At 45.4% G+C, this 17,394-nt stretch carries 18 protein-coding genes; 6 read left to right on the forward strand and 12 right to left on the reverse strand.

Annotated elements, in window-relative coordinates; translation table 11 throughout:
- Positions 1-15 precede the first annotated feature (15 nt).
- From phnK to phnC, 9 genes are all read right to left on the reverse strand, one after another.
- A complete protein-coding gene (gene phnK / locus K5609_RS07325; RefSeq protein WP_221076603.1) occupies positions 16-840 on the reverse strand; it encodes a phosphonate C-P lyase system protein PhnK in 825 nt (274 codons plus the stop codon).
- Positions 824-1,723 carry an alpha-D-ribose 1-methylphosphonate 5-phosphate C-P-lyase PhnJ gene (locus tag K5609_RS07330; RefSeq protein ID WP_137672759.1) on the reverse strand — a complete coding sequence of 300 codons (900 nt, stop codon included), beginning with the start codon at positions 1,721-1,723 and terminating at the stop codon, positions 824-826. The genes phnK and K5609_RS07330 overlap by 17 nt, the downstream gene beginning before the upstream one ends.
- Positions 1,710-2,831: a carbon-phosphorus lyase complex subunit gene (locus K5609_RS07335; protein WP_221076604.1), complete on the reverse strand. Its 1,122-nt coding sequence runs from the start codon at positions 2,829-2,831 to the stop codon at positions 1,710-1,712. The genes K5609_RS07330 and K5609_RS07335 overlap by 14 nt, the downstream gene beginning before the upstream one ends.
- Positions 2,831-3,430, reverse strand: coding sequence for a phosphonate C-P lyase system protein PhnH (gene phnH / locus K5609_RS07340; protein ID WP_221076605.1), 600 nt, complete (start codon positions 3,428-3,430; stop codon positions 2,831-2,833). Before phnH ends, K5609_RS07335 begins: the two co-directional genes overlap by 1 nt.
- The gene (gene phnG, locus K5609_RS07345; protein ID WP_221076606.1) at positions 3,430-3,900 is read right to left on the reverse strand and encodes a phosphonate C-P lyase system protein PhnG; all 471 of its coding nucleotides are present in this window, start codon (positions 3,898-3,900) and stop codon (positions 3,430-3,432) included. The genes phnH and phnG overlap by 1 nt, the downstream gene beginning before the upstream one ends.
- Positions 3,897-4,595, reverse strand: coding sequence for a phosphonate metabolism transcriptional regulator PhnF (phnF, locus tag K5609_RS07350; RefSeq protein ID WP_220720870.1), 699 nt, complete (start codon positions 4,593-4,595; stop codon positions 3,897-3,899). The genes phnG and phnF overlap by 4 nt, the downstream gene beginning before the upstream one ends.
- A gap of 11 nt (positions 4,596-4,606) precedes the next feature.
- Entirely contained in the window at positions 4,607-5,395 is a 789-nt protein-coding gene (gene phnE / locus K5609_RS07355) for a phosphonate ABC transporter, permease protein PhnE (protein WP_016401278.1), read from the reverse strand.
- A gap of 69 nt (positions 5,396-5,464) precedes the next feature.
- Complete coding sequence (gene phnD / locus K5609_RS07360) at positions 5,465-6,472, reverse strand: phosphonate ABC transporter substrate-binding protein (protein ID WP_016401277.1); 1,008 nt, start codon at positions 6,470-6,472, stop codon at positions 5,465-5,467.
- 26 nt (positions 6,473-6,498) lie between these two features.
- The gene (gene phnC, locus K5609_RS07365; RefSeq protein WP_137672766.1) at positions 6,499-7,323 is read right to left on the reverse strand and encodes a phosphonate ABC transporter ATP-binding protein; all 825 of its coding nucleotides are present in this window, start codon (positions 7,321-7,323) and stop codon (positions 6,499-6,501) included.
- Between the two features lie 299 nt (positions 7,324-7,622).
- Between phnC and K5609_RS07370 the strand changes: the two genes are divergently transcribed.
- The 3 genes from K5609_RS07370 to secF all read left to right on the forward strand — a co-directional run bounded on the left by K5609_RS07370 (position 7,623) and on the right by secF (position 10,928).
- Positions 7,623-8,075, forward strand: coding sequence for a hypothetical protein (locus K5609_RS07370; RefSeq protein WP_221076607.1), 453 nt, complete (start codon positions 7,623-7,625; stop codon positions 8,073-8,075).
- Positions 8,076-8,235: 160 nt separating this feature from the next.
- Complete coding sequence (secD, locus tag K5609_RS07375) at positions 8,236-10,023, forward strand: protein translocase subunit SecD (RefSeq protein ID WP_221076608.1); 1,788 nt, start codon at positions 8,236-8,238, stop codon at positions 10,021-10,023.
- Between the two features lie 8 nt (positions 10,024-10,031).
- Positions 10,032-10,928 carry a protein translocase subunit SecF gene (gene secF / locus K5609_RS07380; RefSeq protein WP_221077218.1) on the forward strand — a complete coding sequence of 299 codons (897 nt, stop codon included), beginning with the start codon at positions 10,032-10,034 and terminating at the stop codon, positions 10,926-10,928.
- A 147-nt stretch (positions 10,929-11,075) separates the two neighbouring features.
- Here secF and K5609_RS07385 read toward each other — a convergent pair whose 3' ends face one another.
- Both K5609_RS07385 and yidA read right to left on the reverse strand, forming a co-directional pair.
- Positions 11,076-11,366 carry a hypothetical protein gene (locus K5609_RS07385; protein WP_221076609.1) on the reverse strand — a complete coding sequence of 97 codons (291 nt, stop codon included), beginning with the start codon at positions 11,364-11,366 and terminating at the stop codon, positions 11,076-11,078.
- Positions 11,367-11,699: 333 nt separating this feature from the next.
- Positions 11,700-12,524, reverse strand: coding sequence for a sugar-phosphatase (gene yidA / locus K5609_RS07390; protein WP_221076610.1), 825 nt, complete (start codon positions 12,522-12,524; stop codon positions 11,700-11,702).
- A 235-nt stretch (positions 12,525-12,759) separates the two neighbouring features.
- Here yidA and K5609_RS07395 point away from each other — a divergent pair, with 235 nt between their 5' ends.
- Positions 12,760-13,248 carry a GNAT family N-acetyltransferase gene (locus tag K5609_RS07395; protein WP_221076611.1) on the forward strand — a complete coding sequence of 163 codons (489 nt, stop codon included), beginning with the start codon at positions 12,760-12,762 and terminating at the stop codon, positions 13,246-13,248.
- A gap of 42 nt (positions 13,249-13,290) precedes the next feature.
- A complete protein-coding gene (locus K5609_RS21715) occupies positions 13,291-14,631 on the forward strand; it encodes a GNAT family N-acetyltransferase (protein WP_246611955.1) in 1,341 nt (446 codons plus the stop codon).
- A gap of 496 nt (positions 14,632-15,127) precedes the next feature.
- Here K5609_RS21715 and K5609_RS07410 read toward each other — a convergent pair whose 3' ends face one another.
- Positions 15,128-15,817: a GntR family transcriptional regulator gene (locus tag K5609_RS07410; protein WP_221076612.1), complete on the reverse strand. Its 690-nt coding sequence runs from the start codon at positions 15,815-15,817 to the stop codon at positions 15,128-15,130.
- Between the two features lie 343 nt (positions 15,818-16,160).
- Between K5609_RS07410 and K5609_RS07415 the strand changes: the two genes are divergently transcribed.
- Positions 16,161-17,348: an ABC transporter substrate-binding protein gene (locus tag K5609_RS07415; protein ID WP_221076613.1), complete on the forward strand. Its 1,188-nt coding sequence runs from the start codon at positions 16,161-16,163 to the stop codon at positions 17,346-17,348.
- Positions 17,349-17,394 lie beyond the last annotated feature (46 nt).

The following is a 17,394-nucleotide window of genomic DNA, read 5'->3' on the forward strand; positions in this document are numbered from 1 at the left end:
TTGTAAGCTAGGCGTTTATTGTTGAAGAACCGATGAAACCAACAATTGCGTGTAGGGGTGACTAGGGTCATCCAACACTCGGTCGGTAAGGCCGCTTTCTACCACTTGGCCTTGCTTCATCACCATGATTCGGTGCGCCAACAACCTTGCTACCGCTAGGTCGTGAGTAACAATAACCACTGCGAGTTGCAGTTCGGTGACGAGATTACGAATTAAATCTAGTAAACGCGCTTGCACCGATACATCTAAGCCGCCAGTAGGTTCGTCCATAAATACCAAACGCGGATGGGTAACTAAATTACGTGCGATTTGCAGGCGTTGCTGCATGCCGCCGGAGAAGGTGAGGGGCATGTCGTCAATTCGGCTTTGATCTATTTCTACCGCTTTTAGCCAAGTGAGTGCTTGCTGGCGGATCTCGGCGTAATTGCGCCAACCGTTTTCCATTAAACGCTCGCCAATGTTGCCGCCCGCCGACACCCTTGGGCGAAGCCCATCTAGCGGATGTTGATGCACAATGCCAAAGTTTTGCCTGATTAAGCTGCGACGTTCCGCTTCACTAATTTTGTATAGCTCTGCGGTGTTGCTATCGCTTTGAAAACTAATGCTACCGGTTTGTGGAGCAAGGCGACCCGATAAGGTTTTGAGCAAAGTAGTTTTACCAGAGCCCGACTCACCTACAATGGCCAATACTTCACCGGGATAAAGGCTTAAGTTAACCTCTTCAAAGCCTTTGCCTGGCGCGTACAGCATGCTCAAGTTTTGGGCTTGGAGTAGGGCTGGCTCGGCTTGGTTCGCGGCGTTTGCGCGAGGTTCTTCAAGTTGCTTAGCTAACTGAGTCATGTTCAGCTCCTAGTTGCGCGGCTTGTTGCTTTTGGCAGTAGTCGGTGTCTGAGCAAATGAACATGCGTTGCCCTTGGTCATCGATCAGCACTTCATCGAGAAAGGTGTCGTGACTACCACATAGGCTGCAAGGCTCATCCCATTGCTGAATGCTAAAGGGGTGGTCGTCGAAATCGAGGCTGTGCACATCGGTGTAGGGAGGAATGCAGTAAATGCGTTTTTCTCGCCCAGCACCAAAAATCATTAAGGCTTCCGATTGATGTAGCTTTGGATTGTCGAATTTAGGAATTGGCGATGGGTCCATAAGGTAGCGCCCATGCACCGTTACCGGATAAGCGTAGCTGGTGGCGATGTAGCCATACTTCACAATGTCTTCGTACAGTTTTACCTGCATCGAACCGTACTCTTCCAAAGCGTGCATTTTTTTGGTCTCGGTTTCGCGGGGTTCAATAAAGCGCAGCGGCTCGGGAATAGGCACCTGAAAAACCAGAATTTGGTTGTTGCTTAGGGCTTGTTCTGGAATGCGGTGGCGGGTTTGAATAACACTGGCTTGTTCGGTTTTTTCGGTAGTGGCAATGTCGCAAACTTTGCTGAAAAAGTGACGAATAGATACCGCATTGGTCGTGTCGTCGGCGCCTTGGTCAATCACTTTAAGTACATCATCTTGGCCAAGAATAGAGGCACTAAGCATAATGCCGCCGGTTCCCCAGCCGTAAGGCATTGGCATTTCGCGTCCACCAAAGGGAACTTGATAACCTGGAATGGCGACACCTTTTAAGATGGCGCGGCGGATCATGCGTTTGGTTTGCTCGTCTAAGTAAGCAAAATTGTATTGCTGGCTACTATCATCTAGTGCAGTAGCCTGTTGGCTAAAGCTGGTCATGGCTGGCTCCTTGCAGGCGCATTTTTCGTAGCAGTTCTAGTTCCGATTGGAAGTCGACGTAATGGGGTAATTTAAGGTGAGAAACAAAGCCGGCGGCTTCTACGTTGTCGGCATGGGCTAGCACAAACTCTTCATCTTGAGCTGGGCTGCTTACCGGCTCGTTATAGCGCTCGGTTTGCAAAGAGCGGTCGAGTAGGGCAACCGCCATAGCTTTGCGTTCGCTAAAGCCAAAGGCTAAGCCATACCCTCGGGTGAAGTGAGCGTCTTTATCTTGTGGGCTAACAAAGCCATTTACCATTTCACATTCGGTGAGGGTAATGCTGCCTATCTCAACCTCAAACCCTAACTCTTCTGGGCAGATTGCGATGGCTACTTCGCCGCTACGAATCTCGCCAGCAAAGGGGTGGTTTCGCCCATATCCACGTTGGGTGGAGTAGGCCATAGAGAGTAAGAAGCCTTCGTCGCCGCGGCTTAATTGTTGTAAACGTGCAGCCCGCGAGCAAGGGTAACTAATCGCTTGCTGGGTTATGTCGGCGGGCTCTGCGCCACTGTCTGATTCAGGCTCGGCTAAACCTTGTTGTTCTAGCAACGAAAACACTTTGCTAAACGCTTGCTGCCTGTTGCTTGTTAAGGCTTCATCTTCGCTTGGTGTTGGTTGCGAGATTGAGTGTTGGCTTGGTTGACTGTGCTCCGCTTGCTGCTCGGCCAATAAGCTGAAATCTAATAGGCGGTGGCTATAGTCGTAGGTTGGGCCTAACTGCTGCCCGCCCGGTAAATCTTTATAGGTAGCCGAAATTCGCCGTTGCACCTGCATGTTGCCGGTGTTTAAAGGGAGGCAAGTGGCTAACAGTGGTAACGTAGTGCGATAGGCGCGAAGTAAAAAAATGGCTTCTATTTGGTCACCGCTGGCTTGTTTAATTGCCAGGGCCGCCAACTCACGGTCAAAAATGCCGCCTTCGGTCATAACTCGCTCTACCGCTAAGCTAAGTTGTTGGCTTATTTGCTCAACGCTAAGCTCGGCAACATTGGTGTCGCCACGGCGACGTTTAGCTTGCAGTTTATGGGCTGCGGCAATGGCTTTTTCGCCACCTTTTACTGCTACATACATTAGCGTAACTCCAGCTTGGTGGTGCGACTAATCGCCACCAGTGATTGTTGATGGCAAAACATAAAATCGAGACCCAATGGAAAGCGGTGGCTCGGCTTTAGCAGGTAATCAACGATGCTGGTGCTTAGGTCGCCTAGCTGCAGGTCAAGCTTATGTTTGATACCCGGCCCAGATAGCTGAAAGACTGGCCCGGTGTGCAAACTGTTGGTTTGAATTAACACGGTTGCACTTTGTTCTGGGCTGGAATCTGTACCGGCTTTTAGCTGGCTTAAATCCAGCTCTTCTTGGGCGTCTAGCACAACAAAATCGGCTTGATTAATGGGCGCCGGGCTAAGGCCGTTATGAAAGGCTAAGTTGTGTAAGGCTTGCTCAATTGGCTGCTCTGCGTTTTTTGTTAAAGCAGCGCTTAGGTAAAGCGCAGTTTGCTGATCACATAAACTCATAACAACTTGGCTAGCTGCGGCATTAAGCGGCGCAAAACCTAAGTGATGTTCAAGTGTTACTTGGCTTCCTGGTTCACTAAGCGCTTTGAGTATTTGTCTAAAACACTGTTGAGCGTTGTGTACGCTGTTTGGAAAGCCTGCTTCAATTGTTTGCATTAGTCTTCTCCTCGAACCACGGTGAAGAAATCTACTTTTGATTCCGCTGCTTGAGCGGCAGTTTTTGCTTGTTCTGCTTGTTGTTGCTCAGCCAAAGGCTGAATTACAGCCTCGTGTAAGCTGGGCGCATGCTCGCCGTTTTGCATTAAGGCATCAATTAAGGCTGAAAGCAGCGCGTGTTGTTTAGCCCGTCCGCGTAAATAGCCGTAACCTAAAGTGCCATCGCTTAAGCGCACAGCAGCACGAGTGATGCTGGTATCACCTAGGTTAAAGCGTTCGCCCTCGCCACCGACTCGGCCTTGCAATTTGGCTAAACCGATCTCTGGTTGGCGAATAATTTCACATTCTGGATCTAGCTTTAGCTGTTGCCAGCGACTAGATAAGTCTTGATAAGAAGCCTTGGCGAGTACTGCCATCCAGTGTTGGCGCGCGGCTACATCTGCCGCTTGGGTAGATTGTTGGGTAGTCATTGGGGGTGCTCCAAGCTTAGCTCTACGAGTTCGGCTCTAATATGGGAGATTGAAAATTCGAAAGGCTGTTGCTGCTGGTCTACGTTAACCGTTTGTAGGGTTAACAAGGGCGTGCTGCCATCAATTTGCAAACAGGCGCAGTCTTCTCGATTAGCCATTTGCGCACCCACTACCGTGTGGTGTCGGCGTAATTCAAGCTGGCAATGCTGTTGTAAAAAACCGTGCAGTGAGCCCTGCTGATATTGGCTTAAATGATTTTCATGCTCGCCCATGCGCAAGTGGTGGAAAACAATGCTAATGGGCATTTGGTCGATAAAACGCAATGTTTTGAGCTGCAAAATGGGGCTGGCTAATTCAATGTTTAACCCTTTAGCCACCTGCTGATTGGCGTTGGCGCGGCCAAAGCTTAGTACTCGGCTAATCGGTTTTGCCCCGGCATTTAGCAAGTTGTCGGTGAACTTGGACCCGGCATGAAGTGGGTAGCGAACCGGTTTGCTTAATACCATTACCCCTTTACCTTGCTGGCGCAATAACCAACCTTTAAGCACGAGTTCGTCGATGGCGCGGCGCAGGGTGTGGCGATTTACTTGGTAGCGTTCTGCCAAGCGTTGCTCGGGCGGCAAGTATTGGCCTGCTTGGTAAGCGTGGCTAATTTCTTTTTCTAGGCTTAGCGCGATTTCTTGGTAACGGGGCATCTTAAGCTCGCTTAAATAAACAGTTTTCTAACGCGTTGAGAGATAAAGTCGAGCAGACTTACGGTGACTACAATGATGATCATCACTGCGCAGGTTTGGGGAAACATAAAGCCGCGAATACTTTCCCACAGAATTACCCCAATGCCGCCAGCGCCTACCATGCCTACAACGGTGGCTGAGCGAACGTTGGATTCGAAGCGGTATAAGGAAAATGAAATCCACAGTGGTAGTACTTGCGGAATGACCCCATAAACAATTTCTTCCAGCTTGTTTGCGCCAGTTGCTCTTACCCCTTCTACTTGGCCGGGGTCGATGGCTTCTACTGCTTCCGAAAACAATTTAGCCAGTACGCCCGTGGTATGGATGAACAAGGCCATTACACCAGCAAACGGACCTAAACCCACTGTGACCACAAACAGCATGGCAAATACCATTTCGTTAATTGCTCTGGCTGCATCCATTAGTCGACGCATAGGCTGATACACCCAAGCTGGAACCATGTTTTCGGCACACATCAAACCAAAAGGAACTGATAAAAAAATTGAGAAAATGGTGCCCCAAATGGCGATGTGCAGGGTCACTAACATTTCTTCGAGGTAGTAATTGATGTCGGTAAAATCTGGTGGAAAGAAGTCACTGGCTAACTCGGCCATGTTGCCGGCATCGTTATAGATCTTCATCGGGGCAATTTCGGCGCCTTGCCAGCTCCAAGTTAAACCAGCGATGGCGATGGCCCAAAAAAGTAGGCTTAACCAAGATGGTTTGGAGTTTTGGTTAAGAATTGCGGCTTCGGTAGTCATTTAAGGTTCTCAACATGTCTAGATAAGTTGCCTAAAGAAAAGCTGGGTTTGCACCCAGCTTGTCGTTCGCTATTGGGCCATTGCGGTAATGGCGCTTTGCTGGCGATTTAAATCAGCAAGTTGGGCGTCAATTACTGCTAGCTCAGCGGCTTTTTCGGCTTTCGACAACTTGGTGTCGTTTTCTGTAACAATGCGGTTTTTGAACAATACCAATTGACGAATAGGTAGTAGTTGAAGGTCGCTAGAGGCTTTGAACGGGGCCCACTGTAGCGCTTCTAATACTGCTAGCTCTTGAGCATCACCAGTGGTGCCGTATTCCATGAAGAAGTCATATACTTCGCCTTTCACACTTTCTGGTAGGTTTTTACGCCATACAATTGGGTCTGAAGGAATAAGTGGTGACTTCCAAATAACTTTTAACTGCTCAAACTTTTTAGGTGCAGTAATTTTTAAGCGGTCCATGTTTTCGGTGTTGCCGGTTGCTACATCTACTTGTTTCGCTGCAGCGGCTAAAGCGTTCGCTTCGTGGCCAGAGTTCATGCTGCGTTTGAAGTCAGACACTGAAATGTTGTTTTGCGCAAACACGTAGTACGAAGGTACTAAGAAGCCAGAGGTTGAGTTTGGATCGCCGTTACCAAAAGTAAGGTCACCACGTTTGGCGATAACATCTTCAAGGCTGTTAAGCGGGCTATCTTTATGCGTAACTAATACACTCCAGTAACCTGGGTTACCTGTAGCATCAACCGTTTGTGCGAAGATTTCGCCACCGGCGCGGTCTACTGCTTCCATGGCTGATTTGTTGCCATACCAAGCTACGTCTACTTTATCGAAACGCATGCCTTGAATGATGCCTGCGTAATCTGGAGCAAAAAATGCTTTTACCTTGTAACCAGTTTTCTCTTCCATCGCTTTTAAAAACGGCGTCCAAGTGGTTTTTAAGTTTTGCTGAGACTCAGTAGAAATAATCCCAAAGTTGATGGTGTCCATCGCTTTTTCAGCAGCTGAAACCATGGTTGAACTTAACGCTGTCGCAACAACTGCGGTTGCAAAGGCTGTCTGCTTGATTAGCTTTAACATGCCATCTATCTCCTTGTTAGTTGGGTTTAGGCCATCTGTGGCCAAAGTTGTGGTACTGCTTGGTCTTGATTTTCGGTGGTTGTTAGTTGAGCTTGCGAGCCGTATAACGCTGCAAGTTTTGCTTCGTTTAATTGCTCGCTAGGTCCGTCGTAAAATACTTCGCCAAGTTTTAACGCCACAACACGTGGGCAATAACGTTTGGCGTAGTCAACTTGGTGTAAGGTCACCACTACTGCGATGCCTTCTTGTTTATTGATGTCGGTGAGTATTTCCATCACGATGCGCGACGACTCTGGATCTAAGGAAGCAATCGGCTCATCGGCTAAAATGATCTTGGCGCGTTGCATTAAGGCGCGAGCAATCGCTACGCGTTGTTGTTGTCCGCCAGATAGTGTTGAAACGCGCTGTAAAGCAAATTGCTCAAGGCCTACGCGTTTTAAAGCTGCTAAAGCTTGGCGCTTTTGCTCAAAAGTAAAACGGCCAGTAAGGCTGCGCCAGCTAGGAGTTGCGCTGAGTGCGCCAATCAAAACATTTTGCAAAACGCTAAGGCGTGAAACCAAATTAAACTGCTGGAAGATGTAACCTGTTTGGCTGCGGCTTTTACGCACGGTGTTACAAAACTTGCCGTCACGTTGCACTGGCATGCCAAGAACTTCGATGTAGCCTTTGCTGTTTTTGTCACTGCTAACCAAGCCATTTAAGTGGCGTAATAGGGTTGATTTTCCTGAGCCTGACGGCCCAAGTAATGCCACCATTTCACCTTGCTGAACACTTAAATCTACGCTTTTAAGGGCGTGGTTGTTTTCAAAGTGTTTGTTCAGCTGCTTGACTGTGATTACTTGATTGTTCATTACAGGATCCTGCCGTTGTTTTGAACAATAACTTAGGCTTGTAATGTGACAGTTAGCTTATCTAGACATGTCATTTAGGTGACTTATTTGTGGCAAATTGGTTACTGAGCGAGCGAAAATATAAATAAAACCTTAATTTCTTGTTTGGGGTTTAGTACTAATGATTAAAGAATTACTATTTGTTTTGTCTTTAGATGTGCTATTGAGTGAATTTTATTATTGAATTAGGTGGCGAAATCAAAATTTTACGTTGTTAATATGATATCTTTCAGAGCCTTCACTATTAGTATAGAAAGTCATTGATTAAATCTTGGTACCATCTTTTCATCGCTTTGTCTTTTTCGCTGTGTGTAAACATGGTGAGCGCTGATGAGTACCTGACATATAGTGAAGCGTCTTTTAGTGATGAGGTTCAGTTTGTATTAGATAGCCCGGATTCTTCAGCGAAGAAAAGCGCGCCCTTAAGTAACCAACCTGCCCCCATACTGGATACAACCTCAAGCCACTATTTCCTTTCTCTATCTCGAAAGTTGGTCAGCACCGACAAATGCGCTGACCAAGGGCTTAAACCCGAATACTTTTTGCTCATTGCGTTTCTTAGTCCGCCCCTTTTGGATATGGCGACTCAAGCGCAACGACCACCCACTACCCAAGAGCATTGGGCCAGCCACTTTAATTATTCTCGATCCCGCTTATCAGGCTGGAAAGAAGCTAATACCCTATACTCCCAGGGACATATTCGCCCAAGTTAACTCTCACTCTAGGTTCTGCTGAACCACAACAATTTCACGCCGACAGCATTACATAGCACCCTTAGGGAGGCTTATCTGTGTCTAATAATCTCAATAAAGTTGTTGATTGTTATGGCTAGTTGTTTGCGTGCACTGATTTTATCGTTTGAGAGAATTTGCTGTGAAAACACCTAAACGTTCTACCATTAATCGCTATGCGAAATGGAAGTACATCGTTCTAGCCTTTACTTTATTAGTGATGCTGTTTAGCGCTTTACCATCATTGTATGGAGAGAGGGCTGCATTACATATTACTCATCGTGGTGAGCAGATTAATGCTACCGACATCGCGCTTTACTTGAACAAAGAGGGAATTACTCCCTCAGCCATTAATCAACAAGGTGAGCGCACCGTTGTATTGCTTGATGAGCAAGCTGAGCAAGCCAAAGCGCAGTCTGCGTTGATCCCTCATCTTCCAGAAAACAGCACAGTTGCTTTAGCAATGGAAGCGGCTGCTCCGCAGTGGCTGCTTGACGCTGGGTTTTCACCCATTGCCTTGGGCTTGGATTTACGCGGAGGCGTGCAGTTACTATTAGAAGTTGATATGGAGCCGGTATACCAAGCACATCGCCAATCGGTAATGGATGCCTTTAGTGCGGAGATACGTGCAAGCCGAAGCCGACTTGTGAATGAGACTGTCGAAATTACCGTTTATAAAGATGAGGACGTTAACGCCGCGCGAAATTTGGCTCGTCAGCAATTCTCTCAATGGGACAGTCAATTTAGTGGCAATACTGTTTCTTTGTCTTTATCAGAAGACGAAAAGTCCATCTTGCGTCAGTTAACTGTCCAGCAAAATCTACAAATTATGCGAGGCCGTATTGCAGAGTTAGGCATTACCGAAGCCTCGGTTCAGCGACAAGGCTTAAATAGAATTCGAATTGAATTGCCCGGTGTGCAAGACCCTGCCGCAGCCAAAGATGTGATTGGCGCCACCGCCTCTTTGTCGTTTCACTCTTTAGCTGAAACCCGCTCGCGCCAAAGCCAGTCGGTAGTAGATAACAACGGCAACCCTATAGAAATAAATCGCCGAGCCATTTTAGGGGGAGAACACATTATTGATGCGCGCGCTAACATGGGGGAAATGGGCGCGGCAGAAGTGAACATATCTTTGGATGGCAGTGGCGGTAGAAAAATGTCGCGATTTTCCAGAGACAACATTGGTCAGCCAATGGCGACGTTGTATAGCGAATACAGCAGGGACGCCAACGGAGATAGCCAGCAACAAAACCGAGTAATTAGTGTAGCTACCATTCAATCCCAGCTTGGCAGCAATTTTAGAATTACTGGTGCTGGCTCTATGCAAAGTGCCCAGGAGCTAGCCTTGTTACTAAGGGCAGGCTCACTTACTGCGCCAGTCACCATTATTGAAGAGCGAACCATTGGACCTTCTTTGGGTGAAGAGAATGTACAAAATGGCTTTGCCGCGTTGGCCTTAGGTTTAGGGCTAACACTGGCTTTTATTGCGCTGTGGTACCGCAGAATGGGTTGGGTAGCTAACTTGGCCTTGCTCGCTAATATGGTGTGTTTGTTCGGTTTAATTGCCTTGCTGCCAGGGGCTGTGCTCACCTTACCCGGCATTGCCGGAATGGTGTTAACGGTGGGGATGGCGGTGGATACCAATGTGCTTATCTTTGAAAGAATTAAGGACAAAATGCGCGAAGGACGCACCTTTGCACAAAGTATTGATAGCGGTTTTAGTAGCGCATTTAGCTCTATTTTCGATGCCAACATCACCACCATGATTGTTGCGTTTGCGTTGTACGCCATTGGTAATGGTCCGGTACAAGGTTTTGCGATAACCCTAGGTTTAGGCTTATTAACTAGCATGTTCACAGGCATATTTTTATCTAGGTCGATCATCAATCTCATTTGGGGGCGTGACCAACGCCGTGAAGTAAGGGTTTAAACATGACTATTTCACATACATTTCTTACTCGAACGCGTTTTGGTATGTCGGCTATTTCGGGCATTTTGCTATTACTTGCAATTGCTTCACTTGCCAGTAAAGGCTTGAACTGGGGCTTGGACTTTACTGGTGGCGTGGTGGCTGAAGTTCGATTAGATCAACAACTAATAGCTACAGATATAAAGCCCATAGTAGACAAAGCGCTACAGCAAGATGTTCAGCTTATTGCTTCTAGTGAAGCTGGCCGATGGACATTTCGTTACTATCAAATAGAAGATACAACAATGAGCTTGGTCTCTGTTTTGGAGACATCTAGTACCACGGTTGAGGTATTAAACAGCAGCATTGTTGGGCCGCAGGTTGGTTCTGATATGGTGGAGCAGGGCGGCTTAGCGGTATTTGCTTGTTTGGTTTTAACCATGTTGTATCTAAGTTATCGCTTTGAGTGGCGCTTGGCCTCAGGGGCGTTGTTAGCGCTTACTCACGACGTGCTTATTGTGTTGGGGATGTTTGCGCTTACCCAAATAGAGTTCAATCTTACCACCTTGGCGGCGGTGCTGGCGGTGTTGGGATATTCATTAAATGACTCGATTATTATCGCCGACCGAACCAGGGAGTTATTTAAAGCCAAACCCAATGAAGAGGCGAACTTGCTGATTAACGATGCGATACGGGCGACCTTTTCTCGCACTTTGATTACTTCGGGAACCACCTTGGTAACGGTGAGTAGCTTGTGGTTGTTAGGCGGCCCAGCCTTAGAAGGCTTTGCTATTGCACTGTGTTTAGGGATTGCTTTTGGCACTTGGTCGTCGATATCTCTGGGAGTGACCTTTCCACAGCTTATTGGTATTAGCCCAGAGCATTATAAAAAAACGGCGCAGATGGAGGAGGAAGCCTTACCGTGAGTTCATTTGTATTGGTTAAGCTTGCGCCTTAAAGTTAACAGTGAGTTTAGTATTAATAAATTTTGTTTTTCTTAAATATATTCCGAGTGAGTTTCACTCGGAATATAGAGTGTTGATTAAATAACCTGAGGTTGGAATAATCTATTTTTATGCTTGTTTAGGTGCGCTTTCGTCAGAGGTTTTAATTAAAAAGGCTCCACCTACGATAGAAGCTATACCAAATACAATAAACCCATAAGCTTTGTTTTTTTGTGCTTCTAATGCCGCATCTAAACCTAGCCCGCCCAGTAAATCATTCCCAGCACCACCAAATAAACCGCCTAAGGCTTGTGCTTGTTGCTCTGCGACTGCGATGTCATTAAGGCTAAAGCCACCAATAGCAATTAGAATTACACCAATTACTGCCACAACGATACCTACGATTTTCTTAGTGCTCATTTTAGAATTTCCTTATTAATCAGTTATCTGAGCGCGAAATATAGCATCGATAAATCTAATAACAATATGCCGAGAATCGGATGCTTGTTTGCTGTTCGTATAACTAAAATAGCTAAAAAAATTCGTTGGCTTTTGTAAGGCTTGTGACTTATTTGTCTTGTGTGATGGTGTTTGTTTGCTGTTGTTTTTATAAAACTTATAAATTAGTCAAACAGATTTTAAATGGAAGGTTTAGGACTTGTTTTTGCTAGGAATGAGAACGGTATTTTAATAGATAAAGGCGAAGCTAAGGGTTTTAGCTTCGCCTTTATTACTGTTTACTTACCGTTTAGCTTAACTGGTTGGGCAAAGCGTACTTAGTACATTTTCTTCAATGGCTACAGCAACCCCATCTTCTTTATTGCTTGGGGCTATGTAATTAGCCATTGCTTTAATTTCAGGATCGGCGTTTGCCATCGCAACCGCTAAACCCGCGTATTGCAGCATGTGGCGGTCGTTGTCGGCGTCACCAGCACACATTACCTCAGATGCATTTAACCCCAAGATATTGGCTAGCTGCTCTACACCTACACCTTTGTTGCTGTCACGGTGCAAAAACTCTAAGAAAAACGGCGCACTGCGCACTACTGTGTATTGTTTGCGTAACTCAGCAGGCAAGTTGGCAATCGCCTTGTCGAGAATGCTTTCTTCAGCTACAAACATAATTTTGGTAAGTGCATCGTTTGCTTGCAGTGAGGCAAAGTTAACTTCACTTACATCCATGCCGTTAATAGAAGATTCTATATCAGTCCAAGGGTTGTGCTGTTGAGTAATAAGGCCATGCTCTGCAGAGAAGGCATGAATAAAAACACCTAATTGCTCAGCTACTTTGGCTAGCTGTGTACCATCGCTGCCGTTGAGCGTGGTTTTATGAATGATTTCTCCACTGCCTACACGCTGTACTAAAGAGCCGTTATAGGAAATAACAAAATCTTGTTCGCTGGTTAGCTCAAGTTGCTCTAAATAAGGGCGTAAACCTTCTAGCGGACGACCCGATGCAAGTACTACTTTTACACCCGCTTGCTTAGCTTGCTGAATAGCTTGATAAGTGCGCGGAGTGATTTTTTTCTCGTCATTGAGAAGTGTGCCGTCCATATCTAGGGCGATAAGTTTAATCATATATGGGCAAACCTTTAGTGAGTGCTAAACAAGCCGAAGTAGGCTAACAGCTAACGTTGTTAAAATGAGCGGCGATTCTACCTTAAAACTGTGACATTGGTGCAATTTAGATCAATCTACCCTTAGCTTTGTGTTTTTGCTGCTGTTTGGTAGGCCTTGGTTCTCATGCTAGGGTGCGCTTAGGATAATTAAGTGAGATTAATCGTAGCTATATTCGTTGAAAAAAGGAGGTAGGGTGTTTCATCAAGTAAGTAATCAACATGATATTCAACAGCTTACAGAGTTGGCCAGAGAGATATGGCTAGAGCATTATACGCCGATTATTGGTGTTGAGCAGGTGGAATACATGCTTAGTACTTTTCACTCGGCTACCCGCGTAGCTGAGCAAATTGAGACCGAGCAGTATTATTACTATCTGTTGCAGAGTGAAGGTGAAAACCTAGGTTACCTAGGGGTTCAGCGACAGGAGCAGCAGCTATTTTTAAGTAAGATTTACGTACATTCTCGTTTTCGAGGTCGAGGTTTTGCTAAACAAGCAATGAATTTTGCCAAACAACTCGCCAATGAATTTGGCTTGCAACAAATAACGCTGACAGTAAACCGACATAATCATGACTCTATAGCTGCATATCAAAAAATGGGTTTTGTTAAAGTAGCTGAGCAATGCACCGATATTGGCCAAGGTTACGTTATGGACGATTGGGTAATGGCATTGGCGTTGTAGCTAGAAAGCTTATTAGGTGGGTATTGTTTTAGGAATCGGGTTATGGAAAAAGCTCAGTTTACAGTTCAGCAAGGTTGGCCAGAACATCACCGGAAGACGGTGGCAGCCTTGTACGAACAAGCCTTTGGCCAAAAGTTTCGCTTGGCGGTTCCCAATCAACAGCAGCGTATCGCGCTGTTGGCCCAGTCTTTTAAGCCGGAATATGCACTGTCGGTAATCGATCAAGGATGTTTAGTTGCGGTGGCGGGTTTTCAAACCCCTAAAGCAGGGTTTACCAGCGGAATTGGCTGGCAAGGTTTGGTTGATTTGTTGGGCTATGTAAAAGGCGCTTGGGCAGCTTTAGTATTTAGCTTGTTTGAACGTAAACCAAGTCAGCACACTATGGTGATGGACGGCATCGCAGTGGCAGAAGAATACCGGGGTAAGGGTTTAGGTTCTATGCTGTTAGACGGCATTATTCACCAAGCGCAAGTGCAGGGGTTTTCTAAGGTGCGCTTAGATGTCATCGACAGTAATCCAAGAGCCAAAAAGCTTTACCTTGCTAAAGGCTTTAAACAAGTAAAACGAGAGTATTATCCCTATCTAAACTGGTTGCTTGGGTTTAGTGGCTCAAGCACTTTAGAGTACTCAATTCACCCACAACTTTCTCAGCAGCAAAGCGCTAACTTAAAGGCTAAATCTATGCCTCAAAAACCTGCTATGTATTCTACTTATGCCAAAGAATACGATGTGGCTATTCAAGACAACATTTACAACGCGCATTACGAACGCCCTTCTTTGCAAGCCATGTTAGGTGAAATGGCGGGTAAAACAGTGCTCGATTTAGGCTGTGGCTCAGGCGTGTATGCAGAGTATTTATTAACTAAGGGCGCTAAAGTAACGGCGATTGACAGTTCAAGTGAGATGGTGGCCTTGGTAAAGCAAAAATTGGCTACTCAGTTAAAGGTGTATCAGCAAGATTTAGCCTCGGGATTGCCAGAGGAAGCGGATGCCAGTTATGACTTAGTGATCTGCCCTTTAATGCTGCATTATCTGCAAGATCTAAATCCGCTATTTGCAGATGTGAAGCGCGTACTAAAGGGTGGTGGTAGCTTTGTGTTTTCTACTCATCATCCGATGGTAGATATTGAAGCGAGCCCCAGTGGTAACTATTTTGCAACCGAGCAAGTAACAGAAATGTGGGATACGGTTGGCAAACCAGTTGAGGTGAGCTTTTACCGCAGGCCGCTCTCTGCTTTGATAGCCGCGCTTACCGATCATGAAATGGTGATTACCGAGTTAAGTGAAGGTAAACCTAGTGAAGCACTAAAAACAATCTCACCGGAGCAATACCAACGTTTAAGTAAGCACCCCCAATTTTTGTTTATTAAGGCGCTTGCTTAATTACACCGAACACAATAGTTAATGTTTAGGCTTTCCGCTCTGCTGGTTTAAATCTATTACTTTTATAGTTTGAGTGCATAACACAACTTATAAAGCGATAACAGTAAGGGAAAGACCATGAGATACAACCTACTCAGCATAGTGCTCGTTGCCACCGTGGCGGCCTGCACATCTGTTCGTTAGCCAGAGCCAGATCCTGTTGCGGAAAATAGGGCTAATGACCCCAAGGCGTATAAAGAACAGATTGAAATTAAGCCTCCAAGTAGCAGTCTGCCAGAGCATTGGTGGGAAAGCGCTGTGTTCTATGAAGTGTTTGTGCGTGCTTACTATGACTCTTCCGGTGACGGGCACGGAGATATCCAAGGTTTAAATGCAAAAGCTTACTTCAAGTTACTTTAAGGCTAGGTGGCTGATGGTTAAATAAATATCCATTTTTTGCTGGCTGCTATTTGAGGATATGTACGCATCAGATCTAAACGCTTGGTTGATCTTATTGTTAATCAAAAAATAAGCTTGCTAGGTCTGGCGTGGCCTCAAGTTTGTTGTCTAAATTAATATTGGCTTTAATGTGGTGAATATGTTGTTGCATTAATTGAGCTGCGGCATCTTCATCGCCTTGTTGTATTGCTTCAATTATGCGCTGATGCTCATCGTCTCGGCAGTTATTCATGCCCGCTGAACCAAACATTCCAATAATTAGCGAAGATTGGGTAACCAGATCTTTAACCAAGTTTAGCATCACTTGATTATCTGCCATTTGAGCAAGACCAATATGAAACTGGCCAGATAAATGAATCGCTTTACGCCTATCGCCTTGTTGATGAGCGATGAACTCTTGCTTCAGTAAGTTCTCTAAACTGTTGATGCTTTGTTTACTTGAGCGTTGAATCGCTAAACGAATGATGGTGGGCTCTAACGCTAAGCGAGTCTCAAAAACGTCTTTGGCTTGTTTAGCTGTAGGGCTAGCGACAAAGGCTCCTTTGTTGGGTTGTAAAACAACAAGCTGCCTATTTGCCAAGGTTAAGAGAGCCCTACGCACTTTCATGCGGCTAATATCGAAAGCTTTGCATAAGTCTGATTCAGACAATTTGGTACCGGGCGATAGCCGTTGATCAATAATGGCTTCGTAGATTTTTTCTACGATCATGGTTTCTTCAGCTGTTTCTGACATTTTCTTGCTGTCCATCGAGATATTTAACCTTCCTTTGCTGGCAAGCAGTGCCGCATTTTAAGTCACATTGCACCATATTCAATCAATTTTAAGTGATTTTTATAACTTCTAGCTCATTGACACTCAACACCTAGCAAAAATGAGTCTTGCATAAACCCCATAGAATAAGGCCTTTGTGGCTAGTTTAACAATTACTGTAAACGTTTCTGGAGTATGGCATACAGCTTGCTTGTTAACAATCGTCGGTTGTTATTGTTAACAATTATTCTTTTATTGTTATCAATGTGATGAGTCATAGTAGTCAGTTAACTTTTGTTTAGATTGAAACGTTATTGTGAGCCATAAAGGAGGCCATACAATGAAACATCGAAATATTATTAAACATGCTTTAATGGCAAGTGTAATGAGTGCGAGTATCAGCACTTTTGCGTTTGCGGCTAACCCTGTATTAAAAGTTGGATTTGTAGGGGTGACTTCTGGCCCTGCTGCCGCTTGGGGGATTTCAAACCAACGCTCTATGGAAACGCGTGCTGAGTGGATAAACGAAATCGGTGGTGTAACCATTGGTGATACTACTTATGATATTGAAATTGTAGCTTTCGATGACCAAAAAGATCCGAAACGTGCCATAGCGGGTATGGAGAAAATGGCTCAAGAAGGTATTCACTATGTGGTGGGGCCTAACGTTGATGATGGTGCAGCGGCAGTAAGGCCAGTCGCTGAGCAAAAAGGCATTATGTATTTTCCCTATGCTTTTCCGAAAAGCTTATACACCAAACCTGCTTCCAATGCAGTGTTGGGAATGGTGGCGAATTATCAATCTGGGCCTGCTATCTATGAGTACTTCATGAAGCAGGAGGGGGTGAAAAAAGTTGCTTTTGTCGCTGCCAATGAGTCTGATCCATTGAGCCAAAGAGATGGTGGAGTTGCTGCGGCAACTAAGCTCGGTTTAGAGGTGGTTTCAAGCAATGTAACTTATCAAGTTGATACGACGGATTTTACACCCGTGTTGCTGCCTGTGATTAAGTCTCGTCCTGAGTTACTGGTGTTATCAGGAGTTTCTCCAGCTAATGCTCCCCAGTTGATTCGTTCAGCTAGGGAGCTTGGATTTACAGGCTTTATTTCTACTGAAACCGCGCAAGATGCAAATGTACTAAAAGAAGGCGCAGGTAGTTTAGCAAATGGATTTGTATCGGTTGGCGGCGCTTCTACGCCAGAATTAGCTTCCGACATGATGCAAGAATTTGTTGAGCGATATACCAAAAAATTTGGTGAGTATAACGATGAGTCCAATACCAAGGTTTATGCACTTGAGTACATTATTGAGACCCTTAAAGCTAACCCTTCAGCTATTTCAGATGTTACCGAATTTCAGAAAACGATGGATAGTTTTGAAGCGCCAAACCCTTATATGGTTGGTGAAGCAAAATTAAGTTACGTAGGCACATCTTCTTTCGGTCAGAAGCGCCAAGTCGCAGTGCCATTGGTCGTGAACGTTTATAAAGACGGTAAGTTTGAAACTCTGTTTGTAGCAACCGTTGATTAGTTTCGTTGTCAGCAGTAGCTAGAGCCAATGCTTATCATTTTTTAAG

Origin of the sequence: Agarivorans aestuarii (genome assembly GCF_019670125.1) — a bacterium.
In the GTDB taxonomy this organism is placed as follows: Bacteria; Pseudomonadota; Gammaproteobacteria; order Enterobacterales; family Celerinatantimonadaceae; genus Agarivorans; species Agarivorans aestuarii.

Bases quoted from the DNA above. Each gene is read 5' to 3' on its own strand.
- phnK (WP_221076603.1), bottom strand. From the start codon at position 840: ATGACTCAGTTAGCTAAGCAACTTGAAGAACCTCGCGCAAACGCCGCG.
- K5609_RS07330 (WP_137672759.1), bottom strand. From the start codon at position 1,723: ATGACCAGCTTTAGCCAACAGGCTACTGCACTAGATGATAGTAGCCAG.
- K5609_RS07335 (WP_221076604.1), bottom strand. From the start codon at position 2,831: ATGTATGTAGCAGTAAAAGGTGGCGAAAAAGCCATTGCCGCAGCCCAT.
- phnH (WP_221076605.1), bottom strand. From the start codon at position 3,430: ATGCAAACAATTGAAGCAGGCTTTCCAAACAGCGTACACAACGCTCAA.
- phnG (WP_221076606.1), bottom strand. From the start codon at position 3,900: ATGACTACCCAACAATCTACCCAAGCGGCAGATGTAGCCGCGCGCCAA.
- phnF (WP_220720870.1), bottom strand. From the start codon at position 4,595: ATGCCCCGTTACCAAGAAATCGCGCTAAGCCTAGAAAAAGAAATTAGC.
- phnE (WP_016401278.1), bottom strand. From the start codon at position 5,395: ATGACTACCGAAGCCGCAATTCTTAACCAAAACTCCAAACCATCTTGG.
- phnD (WP_016401277.1), bottom strand. From the start codon at position 6,472: ATGTTAAAGCTAATCAAGCAGACAGCCTTTGCAACCGCAGTTGTTGCG.
- phnC (WP_137672766.1), bottom strand. From the start codon at position 7,323: ATGAACAATCAAGTAATCACAGTCAAGCAGCTGAACAAACACTTTGAA.
- K5609_RS07385 (WP_221076609.1), bottom strand. From the start codon at position 11,366: ATGAGCACTAAGAAAATCGTAGGTATCGTTGTGGCAGTAATTGGTGTA.
- yidA (WP_221076610.1), bottom strand. From the start codon at position 12,524: ATGATTAAACTTATCGCCCTAGATATGGACGGCACACTTCTCAATGAC.
- K5609_RS21715 (WP_246611955.1), top strand. From the start codon at position 13,291: ATGGAAAAAGCTCAGTTTACAGTTCAGCAAGGTTGGCCAGAACATCAC.
- K5609_RS07410 (WP_221076612.1), bottom strand. From the start codon at position 15,817: ATGGACAGCAAGAAAATGTCAGAAACAGCTGAAGAAACCATGATCGTA.
- K5609_RS07415 (WP_221076613.1), top strand. From the start codon at position 16,161: ATGAAACATCGAAATATTATTAAACATGCTTTAATGGCAAGTGTAATG.